13 protein-coding genes and 8 tRNA genes are annotated in these 14,919 nt (G+C 41.4%); 4 read left to right on the top strand and 17 right to left on the bottom strand.

What is annotated here, in order from left to right; translation table 11 throughout:
- Positions 1 to 15 precede the first annotated feature (15 nt).
- From LZP46_RS10685 to LZP46_RS10735, 11 genes are all read right to left on the bottom strand, one after another.
- Complete coding sequence (locus LZP46_RS10685; protein WP_019837487.1) at positions 16 to 477, bottom strand: DUF2750 domain-containing protein; 462 nt, start codon at positions 475 to 477, stop codon at positions 16 to 18.
- Between the two features lie 94 nt (positions 478 to 571).
- Positions 572 to 647, bottom strand: a tRNA-Val gene (locus LZP46_RS10690).
- A gap of 99 nt (positions 648 to 746) precedes the next feature.
- Positions 747 to 823: transfer RNA gene (locus tag LZP46_RS10695), tRNA-Asp, on the bottom strand.
- Between the two features lie 65 nt (positions 824 to 888).
- Positions 889 to 964, bottom strand: a tRNA-Val gene (locus tag LZP46_RS10700).
- 101 nt (positions 965 to 1,065) lie between these two features.
- Positions 1,066 to 1,142, bottom strand: a tRNA-Asp gene (locus LZP46_RS10705).
- 14 nt (positions 1,143 to 1,156) lie between these two features.
- A tRNA-Val gene (locus LZP46_RS10710) sits at positions 1,157 to 1,232 on the bottom strand.
- 20 nt (positions 1,233 to 1,252) lie between these two features.
- A tRNA-Asp gene (locus tag LZP46_RS10715) sits at positions 1,253 to 1,329 on the bottom strand.
- Positions 1,330 to 1,380: 51 nt separating this feature from the next.
- Positions 1,381 to 1,457 (bottom strand) — tRNA-Asp (locus tag LZP46_RS10720).
- 26 nt (positions 1,458 to 1,483) lie between these two features.
- Positions 1,484 to 1,559 (bottom strand) — tRNA-Val (locus LZP46_RS10725).
- 271 nt (positions 1,560 to 1,830) lie between these two features.
- Entirely contained in the window at positions 1,831 to 2,355 is a 525-nt protein-coding gene (elsL, locus tag LZP46_RS10730) for a cell wall-recycling L,D-carboxypeptidase ElsL (RefSeq protein WP_236093811.1), read from the bottom strand.
- Positions 2,356 to 2,364: 9 nt separating this feature from the next.
- Positions 2,365 to 2,745, bottom strand: coding sequence for a YbaN family protein (locus LZP46_RS10735; protein WP_236093812.1), 381 nt, complete (start codon positions 2,743 to 2,745; stop codon positions 2,365 to 2,367).
- Positions 2,746 to 2,832: 87 nt separating this feature from the next.
- Between LZP46_RS10735 and LZP46_RS10740 the strand changes: the two genes are divergently transcribed.
- The 3 genes from LZP46_RS10740 (at position 2,833) to dapE (ending at position 5,259) form a co-directional block, all read left to right on the top strand.
- Positions 2,833 to 3,717: a DUF1853 family protein gene (locus tag LZP46_RS10740; protein WP_236093813.1), complete on the top strand. Its 885-nt coding sequence runs from the start codon at positions 2,833 to 2,835 to the stop codon at positions 3,715 to 3,717.
- Positions 3,718 to 3,837: 120 nt separating this feature from the next.
- The gene (locus tag LZP46_RS10745; RefSeq protein WP_236093814.1) at positions 3,838 to 3,984 is read left to right on the top strand and encodes an entericidin A/B family lipoprotein; all 147 of its coding nucleotides are present in this window, start codon (positions 3,838 to 3,840) and stop codon (positions 3,982 to 3,984) included.
- Between the two features lie 141 nt (positions 3,985 to 4,125).
- Positions 4,126 to 5,259, top strand: coding sequence for a succinyl-diaminopimelate desuccinylase (dapE, locus tag LZP46_RS10750; protein ID WP_236093815.1), 1,134 nt, complete (start codon positions 4,126 to 4,128; stop codon positions 5,257 to 5,259).
- A gap of 82 nt (positions 5,260 to 5,341) precedes the next feature.
- Here the strand turns inward: dapE and LZP46_RS10755 are convergent, their stop codons facing one another.
- The 6 genes from LZP46_RS10755 to pilG form a co-directional block, all read right to left on the bottom strand.
- A complete protein-coding gene (locus LZP46_RS10755) occupies positions 5,342 to 5,800 on the bottom strand; it encodes a hypothetical protein (protein ID WP_004975530.1) in 459 nt (152 codons plus the stop codon).
- Between the two features lie 3 nt (positions 5,801 to 5,803).
- Positions 5,804 to 10,375 carry a hybrid sensor histidine kinase/response regulator gene (locus LZP46_RS10760; RefSeq protein ID WP_236093816.1) on the bottom strand — a complete coding sequence of 1,524 codons (4,572 nt, stop codon included), beginning with the start codon at positions 10,373 to 10,375 and terminating at the stop codon, positions 5,804 to 5,806.
- A 169-nt stretch (positions 10,376 to 10,544) separates the two neighbouring features.
- A complete protein-coding gene (locus LZP46_RS10765) occupies positions 10,545 to 12,620 on the bottom strand; it encodes a methyl-accepting chemotaxis protein (protein ID WP_236093817.1) in 2,076 nt (691 codons plus the stop codon).
- A gap of 45 nt (positions 12,621 to 12,665) precedes the next feature.
- Positions 12,666 to 13,202 (bottom strand): chemotaxis protein CheW, encoded by a 537-nt coding sequence (locus LZP46_RS10770; RefSeq protein WP_019837496.1) that lies wholly within the window; start codon positions 13,200 to 13,202, stop codon positions 12,666 to 12,668.
- 3 nt (positions 13,203 to 13,205) lie between these two features.
- Entirely contained in the window at positions 13,206 to 13,574 is a 369-nt protein-coding gene (locus LZP46_RS10775) for a response regulator (protein ID WP_019837497.1), read from the bottom strand.
- A gap of 36 nt (positions 13,575 to 13,610) precedes the next feature.
- The gene (gene pilG, locus LZP46_RS10780) at positions 13,611 to 13,994 is read right to left on the bottom strand and encodes a twitching motility response regulator PilG (RefSeq protein ID WP_236093818.1); all 384 of its coding nucleotides are present in this window, start codon (positions 13,992 to 13,994) and stop codon (positions 13,611 to 13,613) included.
- Positions 13,995 to 14,270: 276 nt separating this feature from the next.
- On the opposite strand from pilG, the gene LZP46_RS10785 reads away from it, so the two are divergent.
- Positions 14,271 to 14,915, top strand: a complete 645-nt coding sequence (locus tag LZP46_RS10785) for a hypothetical protein (RefSeq protein WP_236093819.1) — start codon at positions 14,271 to 14,273, stop codon at positions 14,913 to 14,915.
- Positions 14,916 to 14,919: the final 4 nt, after the last annotated feature.

The following is a 14,919-nucleotide window of genomic DNA, read 5'->3' on the forward strand; positions in this document are numbered from 1 at the left end:
TAACATGCACATCGCTTAATTCAAACGAATTGAGCGTGGCAAAGGAATTTGCATCTCTTTAAAAAATTCAGGTTTTTGTATATACACCTGATACAAATAATTTTTTAGATCTAGCAATAACTTTTCAGGAGCAACCAATACATTCTGCCCTTCAGGGCTTAGATTCATAGAAACATTAGTGGCTTCCTGACGTAAAAACGGAATCACTTTTTCAATAAAATCTTTCAGTGAAATTTCTTCAACTTGATAATTGGCCCAATTGTCTTTGATTAACAGTTTAGCTAGACTTTTATTTTGCCATATTGCAAAAGCACGCTGCCCTGTAGGGGTAGCACAAAGCGCCCAACCATCTTCATACAATGCAAAAACATGCCCCTGAGAAACAATGGTTTCAATAAATTGCTTGTAAATATCTTGCACATTATAAATTTGCGGCGCTTGCTTAGATGCAGCTTTTCGTTGATAAGGATTTCTCATAAGTCACGGATATAAGTATTATTATAGATAAAAAATTCTAGGCGAATTTATTGCAATATGCAAGAAATATGAGATGAAGGTGTATGAAAAGATATGGTGGGCGCTGACGGGATCGAACCGCCGACATTCTGCTTGTAAGGCAGACGCTCTACCAACTGAGCTAAGCGCCCTGAAGATAAAAATAACATTGTTATTTTTTACGATGCAAAACAAGGAAAGAACGTCGTCTTGAACTTTGAAACTCACTTTTCATATCAGGGAATGAAAAATGGCGCAGCGGACGGGGCTCGAACCCGCGACCCCCGGCGTGACAGGCCGGTATTCTAACCAACTGAACTACCGCTGCAACGGTAATTGCATTAAGCAATTAAGGGCTTTTTTGTATGTATGTCAAGCATCTATACTAAAATATGGTGGGCGCTGACGGGATCGAACCGCCGACATTCTGCTTGTAAGGCAGACGCTCTACCAACTGAGCTAAGCGCCCTAAAAAGATCAAAACAACATTTTGTTCTGATTTTGCAAAACTGTCAAATTTTGCATCATTTAAGTTTATATCTATCAGTAAACTTAAACTTCTCTTTTGAATGGCGCAGCGGACGGGGCTCGAACCCGCGACCCCCGGCGTGACAGGCCGGTATTCTAACCAACTGAACTACCGCTGCATCGCAAAAGAATCTGGTGGGCGCTGACGGGATCGAACCGCCGACATTCTGCTTGTAAGGCAGACGCTCTACCAACTGAGCTAAGCGCCCTCAAAAGAAATTTATGTAAATGGCGCAGCGGACGGGGCTCGAACCCGCGACCCCCGGCGTGACAGGCCGGTATTCTAACCAACTGAACTACCGCTGCACTTACACAAAGTCACTCTTGTGGTACAAACGATGGTTAAAGAATCTTAAGTGGCGCAGCGGACGGGGCTCGAACCCGCGACCCCCGGCGTGACAGGCCGGTATTCTAACCAACTGAACTACCGCTGCACGTAAGAATCTATAACGTAAAGGCTTGGTGGGCGCTGACGGGATCGAACCGCCGACATTCTGCTTGTAAGGCAGACGCTCTACCAACTGAGCTAAGCGCCCTTAACGTCTTTATCGTTTGTGAGGTGCATTATAGAGAATCTTTACCGCCTGTCAAACGCTTTTCGGCTTGTTTTCAGTTTTTTGTGACTAAGTGATTAAAAAATAGGTGATCCGCTATAAAAACAAACAAATTCTGCAGGTTATTTTAGTTTTCAAACAAAATTAATGTGCTTTTCAACTTGTTAGCGCTGCAATCTACCTGCTCAATCAGCCAGCTTTTAGGTAGTGATAGATGCAACATTATTCATCTAAATTCACCTCGCAAGCACCATCAACTAAGTAAACCTAAACTATTTAAATCCAGTTTGTGTTCAGAAATATAAACCAGCGCTTTTTCTGGTATCAGTTCAAACAATTCTAAAATATCTTGGTTACGCATCCGAATACAGCCATGCGATGCAGGAATGCCCATTGGTTCTGTGTCTGGTGTGCCATGTATATAGATATAACGCTGAAAAGTATCGCAGCCGATGCCCTGATTAAAACCCTCTTGCAGACCACTAAGCCATAAAATACGGCTTAAAATCCAGTCCCGTTCAGGAAATTGTTCGGCTAAATCTAAATTGTAAATTTCACCCGTAGGTTGACGCGCAATGAACACTGCATTTTCAGGTTCATTTTCACCAAATTTCAAAGCGACTTCATGCCAACCACGCGGTGTTTTACCACTATTTTCAGTTTCACCAATGCCATTCACCCCACTAGAAATGACATAAAATTTCTGATGCTTAGGCAAATATAAAGTTTGCTCGGCTAAATCAATCAAAATATCTGCTTGTGTATATAAAAAAGTCATTGCGTTACCCTATTCTTCTTCTTTCTTAAGCGGCTGTGGTTCAGGACGTAACCACAACCAAATACACACCACCAACATGGTGGTATTGGTAAAAACTTTGACCGCAACAGGCGCAGTTGTAAACAGCATTATCACGGCACTGATACTCATCATGATCGTTGCTAACCATTTGGCTTTACGCGGTACTGTGCCATTAGCACGCCAATCCCTGAGTGTACTGCCATATTTAGGATGATTCAGTAACCAGTTATCCATTTGCGGCCAACCACGTGATGATGCCCAAGCTGCTAAAATCAAGAAGACAGTAGTAGGCATACCTGGTAACAATGCACCAATAAAGCCAAGGATGGCAAAGATCACCACTAAACCTCGCCATAACAAGCGTTGCATACTACTGTCCTAAACTTCGAATTGCGGTAGTATAAAGCGTTTTTTAATTTTCCGTTGTAATTCTGCATTTTTCAGTATGGATTCATAATGATTGAGTTGCATCAATCCGAGCTTATGCCCGAAGTCTGGCTGACTTATAAAACCCCGCTTATCCGTCAGTTGGCTTTTAGTGTGGCCAGCCCGAATATTTTATCTGCTGTGCCTGAGCAATTGCCCATTCAACATACTTTTGAATTCCATGCAAATGCTTTTTGGCAAAAGCATTATCAAGCTTATCAATCACGTTTAGCCTATTTAGATTCTCATCCCGAAGCGGTGTACGAGTTTTTAAATCAGCTGAAAAGTACCCGTTTAGGCTTACGCTTTGAAATGTTGATGTGGTTTTGGCTGCGTGATCGTGACTATCATCCCTTCGAATTATTGGGGCACAGTATTCAAATTATTGATGGTGCTAAAACTGTGGGTGAACTGGATTTTTTACTGCACAACCATGACACAAAGCAGGTTGAACACTGGGAAGTGGCTTTAAAATACTATTTAGCTGAAACGGACTGCTCTTTGGCACATTGGTATGGTTTAAACCGCTCCGATACTTTGGCGCGAAAACTGAATCATTTTAGTCAAAAGCAATTTCAATTTAAACAAGCTTTAGATGTGTCAATTGAACGTCGCTTTGCCGTACTCAAAGGACAATTGTATTTCGCCATACATCACTTGGCACAATCAGCTACAATACTTGTGCCACACTGGGTCAATCGCGCTCGTCGTTTAGGACTTTGGGGGAGTGATATTCCAGCGCCAGCAGAACAGTTTTATCGCCTGCAACGGCATGAATGGATTTGCCAAAATGCTCAAGTCAGTAGCCATCCGAATCAATGGTGGGGAGATGGTTTATATTTTCAGGCAGCACATTCACAATTTTATATGTACCGCGCTGCACCGCTGATTAGCTATCCCCCTTTAACACGCTGAATAACAGTTTCAACATTTTATTACGCAAGCACCATAAAAGTTACCTATTTATTATTCTGATTATTTTCTATGCTTAAAAACACATCAAAATAATCTATCTAGCGCATATTGGAGATGAACATGAAAAAAATTTTAGCGACTTCACTGTTATTAGCCTTTATTTTAACGGGTTGTAATACAATTAAAGGTGTGGGCGAAGACGTATCTTCTGCAGGTCATGCGGTGAGTAATACTGCTGAAAAAACCCAACAAGAAATCCGCAAATAATTCTGAGCATTTCAGAAATATTTTCACAAAAACTACAAAAAACCTTGTTCTCGGACAAGGTTTTTTCACGCTAAAATTTCACTTTTGTTGCATTTTTCCCCTATTATTATTACTTATTCTTGATAAACGTCTGAAACTCTCATGACCTCTTCTGCTACTCTGGATTTAAGCCTTCAGCTTTTACACCAACCGTCTGTCACTCCTGTCGATCACAACTGTCAAAACCTCATGGCAGAACGCTTAGAAAAAATTGGATTTAAGATTGAGTCTATGCGTTTTGACGATGTAGATAACCTCTGGGCGCGTAAAGGTACAGAAGCACCTGTCTTTTGCTTTGCAGGTCATACCGATGTTGTACCGACTGGCAATTTAGACGCATGGAATACCAATCCATTTGTACCTGAAATTCGTGATGGCAAACTTTATGGTCGTGGCAGTGCCGATATGAAAACAGCATTGGCTGCCATGGTCGTTGCCTCTGAACGCTTTGTCGCCAAACATCCTGATCACAAAGGCTCAATTGCCTTTTTGATCACCTCAGACGAAGAAGGCCCATCCATTAACGGCACCGTAAAAGTCGTTGAAACTTTAGAAGCACGTCAGGAAAAAATGACTTGGTGTTTGGTCGGTGAACCTTCAAGTACGCATAAATTAGGCGATATTATTAAAAATGGGCGTCGTGGTTCACTGAATGGAGTCTTGACTGTAAAAGGTAAACAAGGTCATGTGGCTTATCCACACTTGGCAATTAACCCGATTCATACCGCGTCTAAAGCGATTTCGGAACTTTGTGAAACGGTGTGGGATCATGGCAATGAATACTTCCCTGCCACCTCATTTCAAATTTCAAATATTCAAGCAGGAACAGGCGCGACCAATGTTGTCCCTGGCAATATGACGGTGACCTTTAACTTCCGTTATTCGACTGAAGTGACTGCAGACGAACTAAAAGCTCGCGTCTTGGAAATTTTAGATCGCCATCAAGTGGATTATGAAATCGAGTGGACGCTTTCAGGTTTGCCATTTTTAACCCCTGTAGGTGAATTGGTTAATGCTGCACGTCAAGCCATTCGCAATGTCACAGGTGTTGAAACAGAATTATCGACCAGTGGCGGTACATCTGATGGTCGCTTTATTGCGCCAACAGGTGCGCAAGTGTTGGAATTAGGCGTACTCAATGCCACCATTCACCAAATTAACGAGCATGTTGATGTGGCTGATTTAGAGCCATTAGCAGAAATTTATGAACAGATTTTGGAAGGGTTATTGACTTAAACCCTATAAGATTAGTTGCATGAAGCAGAAAAGGAACTCTATTTTGAGTTCCTTTTCTATTTTACAACGGAGAAAATTGCGTTTAGATCGTCAAGTTTTCTTGAATGTATTGTAAATTTGGTACATGAAAGACCTGCTCACCCATACGGACATATTGGAATACCGCAGGATCAGTCGTGGTTTGTTGGTCATCATCCACTACTTCAGAAATACGCAAGCGCAGTGTTTTAGGCATTTCATTGCACATCAAAGCAAAACGCTGCTCCATTTCATCACCTTCAATGACCAGTGCCACGCCCATTTTTTTCTCTGGGTCATTGACCGCATAAACAGGCAATTGCGATTCGTGCCATTCCACAGTTTTAACTTGAGTGGCGTTATCCAGCGCTGACAACACAATATTTTGAGGTATCAGCATTGGTTGTTTACCATGACATTCAACAATATAAGCATCAATAAAACCGGTAGATACGGTAATTAAATGTTGCAGCTCTTGCTGACTGATTTGCCCGAGTAAATTTGGACTATTCGTCTGACTCATCGTTTACCCCTGACTGACTGCTAATAATTGTTCAATATTGGCAAGCAATTCTGCCTCTTGGAACGGTTTACCCATGTAATGCGTCACACCCAAGCTAAACGCACGTTCACGGTGTTTTTCACCTGTACGTGACGTAATCATGATGATCGGCAGATTGCTATGCATGTCGTGGTGGCGTACAAGATTAGTCACCTCAAAACCATCCATACGTGGCATTTCAATATCCAGTAACATCAAGTCAGGTTTGACGTTTTCAAGCTGCTCCATGGCATCGACACCATCTTTGGCAGTCACGATGTCATAACCTTGACGCTCAAGCAGACGTGAAGTTACTTTACGTACGGTGACTGAGTCATCCACAATCATAATTAAGCGGCGCGTATCACGACGTTGGCTATTACGTTGATCGCTGGCTTGTTTAGTACGTTGCGTTGCAAGAATTTGACGGGCAATGTGCTGACCATCCAAAATCAAACAAACTTGACCATCACCCAAAATGGTTGCGCCTGCAATTGCACCAATGCTTGAGAACTGTTGTCCAATTGGTTTCACAACAATTTGACCACGCGAACCAATCAACTGATCGACCAGCAAGGCAATGGTTTGACCTGTACTGCCTTTAATTAACAGGACAGGTAATGAATGACCCACATGGCTTAAACGCGGTAATGGCTGATTGCCAACGAACTCAGATAAGTAACGTAACTTATAGGTCTGGTTATCAATTTGGAAGAAATCTTCATTGCTATTGAAGTAAGATTCCAAAGTGGTTGGTGCAATACGTACAATACGGTCAATTTGCGCCAACGGTACAGCAAATTGTTGATCACCAACTTTAACCATTAAGGCATCGGATACCGCAACCGTCGTTGGTACACGAATACTAAAGGTTGTGCCTTGACCTAATGTTGAATCTACAGAAACGTGACCGCCGAGCGCCTTAATCTCACTTTGTACCACGTCTAAACCAACGCCACGACCTGAAATTTGTGTAACCGATTGTGCTGTTGTAAAGCCTGGGTGGAAAATGTATTGCAGAATTTCATTTTTATCTAAATTCTGATCAGATTTGATTAAACCTAAGCTCAATGCTTTTTCTTTAATCTTGGCATCATCAATACCTTTACCATCATCCACAAAAGTCACCACAACATCTGTGCCTTGGCGGGTGATGTTCAGTTCAATTTTACCAACCTCAGGTTTATTAGCAGCAGCACGTTGCGCAGGGTCTTCAATACCGTGGTCGACCGCATTACGCAGCATGTGTTCAAAAGGTGTCACCAAACGTTCTAGAATAGTACGGTCTAATTCACCTTCAGTGTTATTAACCACCAATTCTGTCGGACGGTTCAAGGTCGATGAAGTCTGACGCACAATACGTTGTAAGCGTGGCAATAAACGCGAGAATGGTACAAGGCGTGTACGCATCAAGCTTTCTTGAATTTCGGCCTGAATACGTGATTGTTGTAATAACAAACCTTCGGCATCACGGATTTTGTCAGCCAATGTGCTCTTAAAGTCCACCAAGTCCGATGCAGATTCTGCCAGAGATTTAGACAACTGATTCAACGATGAATATTGGTCCATCTCTAATGGGTCAAAGTCTGCATAACGTGAGTTTTCAGAACCATGTTTGGCAATAATTTGCGATTCTAGCTCGCCTTCCATTCGACGTAACTGATCGGCAAGACGTTTAATCGCCAATTCCATCTCATTCAACGTACCGCCCAGTTGCCCAAGCTCCATTTCAATACGTGAACGGTTAATCGAGTTCTCGCCTGATAAGTCAATCATTTTCTCGACTAAATCGGCAGAGATACGAATCATCTCATTGCTATTATCCAGCTGTGTGGTTTCGCCCCACTCACCCGACATTGCAGGTGGCTCTGTACCATCACCCTGAACAAACTCATAACTACGGCTTGGTGATAACAAGTCGTTATGCGTTAACCGCTCAGGCAATTGTGCAGATACATCTACAAACTGCATCGCCGATAAGCTTGATTTTAAGCTGTCATAATTGCTGTAATCTGCTTTGAAAATTGCATCACGCAACCATGCCAATGTGGTTTGCAGCAAGGCATCATAAACATTTGAGTTAAATTGATGCACTGCAAACTGTTCAAAGGCACTTTCCAGTTGATAGGCAATTTGCGCAACAGACTCAATTTCAGCCATACGTGCACCGCCTTTTAAGCTGTGCGCCGCACGTTGTAATTGAAGCAAGACACTACGGTCACTACGCTGCTCAAACCATTGTTTCAAGCGCTGATCTGCAGCATCCAAAATTTCTTCCGCTTCTTCTCGGAAAGTTTCAACCACAATTGAATGTAATTGCTCATCTTCAGATTCAGCATTTGCTTCATGACTTGCAGTATCTGTGAGCGGTTCAAATGACGCAGCAGCGGTGTCTTCAAGATGTGCCTCATCAGCAATAACTGCGTCATCTTCAGCTAAATCTGCAGTCATGTCTTGCAAGGCTTCTGCCGCCAACACAGGCTGTGCATCAACCTCTTCTGCTTCAACAGCCTGTTCAGGCTGCGCAGCGGTTACAGCACTTGTGACTGACACATCTGCATCGCCTTGTGCCAAGCTGACAATGTTGCCTAAAATCGCAATTGACTCTGGTGCAGCATAGTCCACACGCTCATCGCGAATGGTCTGAATACGGTCTGCAATATCATCTTGCACCAAACGGATAATTTGAATTAACGCAGGTGAAACAACAATTTGGTTGTTAATGATACGCTCGTAAATCGACTCGAGGTTGTGTGCAATTAAACCAATATGCGTCGCAGAAATCATATTTGCGCCACCTTTCAAAGTGTGCAAATAACGCATTAAGTTGTTTAAAGCCGAAGTATCGCTGGCGTCTTTTGACCAAGTATTGACGTCATCATCCATACCCACCAAAAGCTCTTCTGCTTCTTCCAAAAAGATATCCAGCAAATCAGTATCGAAGTCTTTATTGGCATCATCGGCATGCATGTTTTGTTGATCTGATGCAATACGTTGTGACAATTGCGATAAATTCACCGTGCCCGAACTTTCGCTAGCAACTACAGCAGGCACCGCTTCAGGTTCTGCAACAACTGCTCTTTCTACAGCATTGTCGCTCACCGATGTTTCTGCATCTTCAAGTGCAATTGCATCAATGTCTTGCTGCACGAATGCAGTTAAGTCATTTAAGGTTTTCTGAATATCTTCAGTAACCGTAACACGCTGACCCGCAGCCAAGGTATCAAATAAATGAATAAACTCTTGGTGCGCCTGTGCAAATAACTCATAACCATATTCAGAGTTAAGCAAAATTGGCTTGGCTAAAACACTGTCGTAAGCTGCTTTAAGTTCTTCAGTAAATTGATGGATACCCACTGATGCACGGTTATCGGTATGCTCTACCAATAATTGCGCTTGTGCGCTGAGTTCTTCTAAATAGCTTGGGAATTGCGCTTGCGCCAATTTATCAAATTCAAATTCAGCATCAAGTAAACGATCAATATTCAGTTCGATGAGTCTCGATACCAAACCTTGAGGATTAGAGTCTTCTGTATCGCTGGTGGTAAAGCCGTAGCTATCCCATGCTTTATTAAAAGTTGCATAGATAACATCTAAACCATCACAGTAACCTTGGCGAAGTACATGCAAATAATCACGGACAAATTCTGCATATTGCACCAACAGCGCAGTTTCTTTAGAGGTGGATTCAATTTCATCTTGCACAAATGTTTTAAACAAGTTTTCAACTTTAGAACTGGCTTGAAAAACTTGATCAATTTGCGCCATAGATGAACTGCCGCGCAGTGTATGTAAAGCACGGATTAAGCCATTATAGTCTTGTGAGTGAATCTGATCTTGCGCCAAGAACTGATCAATGGTCGCTAAATGTTCTTCAGCTTCTTCCACAAAAATAGCCAGAGTTTCAGCCAATAGGCTCGCATCAGCAGCCGCTTCTTGTGCAACTTCTGTCTGCAGCATTTCTTCAGCAGTCATTACATCCTCAGATGATTCAACTGCTGCGACAGCTGCTGTTTTAATTGCAGCATCCGCCAACTCTAGTCCTGTCGGCATATCAGTTGCAGTCAGTTGATCCGCTAGAACTAGCAACTCTTCCAGTGCAGGTTCAGGAGTTTGGTTTTGTTGTAATTGTTGTCCTAAAAGCACCAATGGGCGTAAATCAAGATCAATTAAACCGACTTGTTTAAAAATTGGATAAAGCTTGTATTGATAAAGATTGAAAACAGTTTTTGCGTATTGTTGAATATCAGTATTGAGTGTTACCGCACCCGAAAGCACACGGTTTAAAGTATCTTCAACCGTCCATGCCAATTCGCCCGCAGACTTCGCACCCACCATGCGACCCGAGCCTTTTAAAGTGTGAAAGTGACGACGAATAGTCACTAAAGTTTCTTGATCTGTTGGGTTAGCAAACCATGTTGTAAATAATGGATTTAACTCTTCGAAGATTTCTTCAATTTCTTCGACAAAAATTTCAAGAATTTCTGCATCTTGCTCAAGATAACTATCTTCAGGAAGCGTCATTGTTTCGACTAAATTTTTTAATATTTCTTTCATAGCTAAGGCTTCTTACGTTTTCAGCACCAAAAGGTACTTCAACTTAATTGTAACCATCCTGAATGCCCCTAACCCAAAAGTTAAGTTCATCTTTGCGATGCTTTATCTCTGAATGATGGTGTACCCATAACTGTGTATAGGTACACCTTTCCCCAAGCTGGAATCCCGCTTATTCAGGTAGTTTAAAGTCAGTTACAGATTCACGTAACGATTCTGCCATGTTGGCTAACTCAGATACCGAACGTGCAGTATCAAAAGTTGCACTGGTCGTTTGTGAGGTAATTTCCTGTACAACGTTCATCGTGGTTGCAATGTGACCAGCAGAAGCCGACTGAAGTTTTGCAGCATCCGAAATGTTAGAAATCAATTTCGCAAGGTTGCTCGATACCGTTTGAATTTCATCCAGTGCAACACCCGCATCCTTAGATAAGTTCGCACCACGTACAACTTCAGATGTGGTTTGTTCCATCGAAATTACGGCTTCGTTGGTATCGGTCTGAATGGTTTTTACCAGTGTCTCAATCTGCTTAGTTGCCGATGCTGAACGTTCCGCTAGACGCTGTACCTCGTCGGCTACGACTGCGAAACCTCGACCAGCTTCACCCGCCATAGATGCCTGAATTGCTGCGTTTAATGCCAAAATGTTCGTTTGGTCAGCAATATCATTAATCAAGGCAACAATGTTACCAATCTCTTGTGAAGATTCACCCAAACGCTTAATACGCTTTGAGGTTTCTTGAATCTGCTCACGAATAATATCCATACCTTCGATTGAACGGTTTACAACATCTGCACCATTCGATGCAATATGTACTGATCGTTCTGCTACCGCTGCTGATTCTTCGGCGTTGGCAGATACTTGGTCAATTGACATGGCCATTTCGTTAATAGCGGCAGATGCACCTGCAATTTCTTGCGCCTGATGCTCAGATGCTTCTGCAAGCTGGTTCGTAATGTTCTGTGTGGTTGCCGTATATTGTGCAACTTCGTGCGATGTTTCGTGAATACGAGATACCAGGTCACGTAATTGGTCAATCGCGAAGTTAATCGAGTCGGCAATAGCACCGGTGAAGTCTTCCGATACTGTTGCATAAGAACGTAGGTCACCGTCCGCAAGGTCAGCAATCTCATCAAGTAAACGTAAAATCGCGTTTTGGTTACGGTCATATTCATCTTGTAGACGAACCACGCGAGCTTTATCGGCTTCACCACGTAAGTTCAAGAGTTTGAATACACAGAACAAGAATGCAAGTAATGCTGCAATCAATCCAATTGCAGGAATCGCAATCGACCAACCTGAACTGCCAGACAATTTATTTAAATTGGTTAAAAGTTTATCTGACTGGTCAAAAATAGAAGATGATGCCTGACGTACTTTTACAATTTGTGATGAGTTACTTAAAACCGTTGCAGCCGCAGATTTCAATACATCTTCATATTCTGCTTGAATGCCTTCTAATGAACTACGTAAATCTTCTTGAGTAATACGCTGTACGCCCAGTTCTGCACTACCATTTAACTGCGCTGCTAAGTAAGCACCAAACGTTTCTGTATCGGCACTAAAGTCATCTGCAGATTCACGAGAACTGTCTGTACCTGTCAATACAGAACTGATTGAACGTAAAATACGCTCTGCAATGAATACTTGGTTCTTGGCAATAACCACTTGGCTACTTGGCATGTCTTGACGTGCCATTTGGTCAACCATCAAATTATATTCCGCCTGAATACCTGGAATGGTTTCACCAATTGCAATGCTCGTGTCATAAAGCTGGTTAATAATTTTTTGTTGTGAAGCAATCAAATCAATATTTTCAGAAACCGATTTCCACTGTGTTTCTACTTCGCGCAAGGTATCTGTATTTGCATGAATGTCTTTCACTGTTTCTAAATTAGCAGCAAAGGCTTTTTGTGAATCTGTTAAGTTTTTAATCGATTCAGGTGTACCTGATGCCGTGGCTTCAGTTGCTTGACGTGAAATGGTTTGTGATAACAGACGTAATTCACCCAAACTACGGGTAAAGTCGTTATTACGCGGCACACTATAAAAAAGGTATAGCAACAGGAAAAGCGATAAGAGGATACAAAAAGCTGCACCTAAAATAAGTGGCTTAGATTTTTCTGTTTCGCCAAATACACTCGCAAACTCTTCTGTTCGCGCCTGTAGTTTTGCAAAAAAACCTGGACCACTTGCTTTACGGACGGTTTCTTCGCCTGAATTTTTCTTTTTAAGTTTAAAGCCCATGCAGCTTCTCCCCGATTGACGCCTTCATTTTTAGGTGCGCGACAGTTAATTTATAAATTTTATAGATGCGTTCATGTATTTTGGGTTTTGCAATAAACGACTCAATAAGAAAACATGCCATTGTTGGTTATGTTGGTGAAAATACCCCTGACAATATTCTTGTAAATTACTATCTAAATCATTGTGTTTAGAAAAGAAACTTTTCTTATTAAAGTGCTGTATACCCAAAACTTGATCTACAACTAAACCGACATAATGGTCATTATGACTAATACACATTACCTTTTGAGTAGGTGAATATTGGCTACTTTGCCCAGAAACATAATGTGCCAAATCTGAAACTGAAAGTAATCTTCCTCGAATATTCGCTAGACCCACTACCCAAGGCTGGGTATTAGGTACTGGCGTGTATTTCGGTGGATAAATTACCTCAGAAACTTCTCCTAATGGAGCAACGAAATATTGCCCCATCATTTCAAAAGCAATACCAGACCAGCGGTTTACCTCATTTTCGGTACTAACGTAGTTTTTGTTTCCACGTTTAGATAGCCGAAGTAATTCAATAAAACCATTTGCAGCCATAACTTATCCTGCATTAAGGTGTTGATTAATCACATCAATTAATTGTTTTTCGTCAACAGGCTTAGTTAAGTAATCGCTTGCACCTTGGCGTTTTCCCCAAACACGATCGGTGGCCTGATCTTTGGTACTCACAATTACAATTGGAATATGTTTAGTAGTATCACCACGCGAAATTTGACGTGTTGCCTGAAAGCCGTTCACGCCTGGCATAACTACATCCATTAATATTAAATCTGGTAATTCAGCTTGGGCCATGGTCACGCCATCTGCCCCATTCGTTGCTTCAATGACATCAAACCCACGCTTGGTCAAGATTTCTCTAAAGCGGAATGTTTCTGTAGGTGAATCATCTACAATAAGAATACGAGCCATTATTTTCCCCAATAAATCTATTTAACTAACTAATAATTATGCTGTCACGTGGTTACGAATGGCGTTTAATAACTCATCTTTACTAAATGGTTTAGTCAGATACTCATCAGAACCCACAACACGTCCTTTGGCTTGATCAAATAAACCATCTTTACTAGATAGCATAATCACAGGAATGTTTTGGTAGTTTTGCGAGTTTTTAATTAAGGCACACGTTTGGTAACCATCAAGGCGTGGCATCATAATATCTACGAATACGATATCTGGATTTGATTCCGCAATTTTGGATAAAGCCTCAAATCCATCAACTGCGGTAATCACTTCACAACCTTCACGTTGCAAAAGTGTTTCAGCTGTACGGCGAATGGTTTTTGAATCATCAATCACCATGACTTTTAGATTTTGGAATTTATCGTCCATTCAATGACCCTTCCCATTTTTGTTTGTACAAGCAACTGATTAGAAAAATTTTACACATTGATGGTATTTTTAACATATCTTTACTTGTAGTTTCAATGAACATATTTAGTGTAAAGCTACACTTTTACACCATTATCACCAAACCGCTCACACTTTCGTGTGACCATTGATATTTTTTTATCGGTTGTATTTTTTTAATTCCTAATTTTGATCTAATATAACACTATTATTACGTGTAATTTAAGTAATTTAGTCAACTTTATTGTGGGGGACAACGTGAGCACTTTTTTTGCAAAATCACTCGCTGTCAAATTAAAACAAAATAAGCAGTCACTTAAATTGGGCATGCTTACTTTACTGCTATTACCCTCTACCCCACTCATGGCTGATAGCCAGAACAAAGCGGTGTGGTATCGCTATTATGATCAACATGGCGTTGCAAATATTAGTAGCAATGTGACACCTAATCATATTCGTCATGGCTATGAAGCATTAGACCGTAACATGCAAGTGATTCAGCGCGCACGTCCATACAACACCGAAGCGGATATTAAAAAAGCTCCACAGCGTGCTGCTCAAGCGCATCAGATGGAATCTGATCAGCGTTTAAAAAACGCTTATACCAATAGTCAAACTGCGATCATTAAACGCAATAACGCTTTAGCACATATTAAAAAGCAAATTATTTTCCAACAAGAACAACTCAAGCAGCTGCAAAATGACCGTATTACTTTTAAACGTCAAGAAATGGAGTATCTACGCAAGGTCAAACCTGTGCCTGCGCAAATAAAAAACAATTTGGACAATAACTTAAAAAACATCGAGCTTAAAAAAAATATGATTCAATCTTTACAAACAAGCTATCGAAATACTCAAGCTGAATACGACAAAATTATTACTCGCTTGAAAGCACTTGAATAATTGA

Origin of the sequence: Acinetobacter sp. SCLZS86 (genome assembly GCF_021560715.1) — a bacterium.
In the GTDB taxonomy this organism is placed as follows: Bacteria; Pseudomonadota; Gammaproteobacteria; order Pseudomonadales; family Moraxellaceae; genus Acinetobacter; species Acinetobacter towneri_A.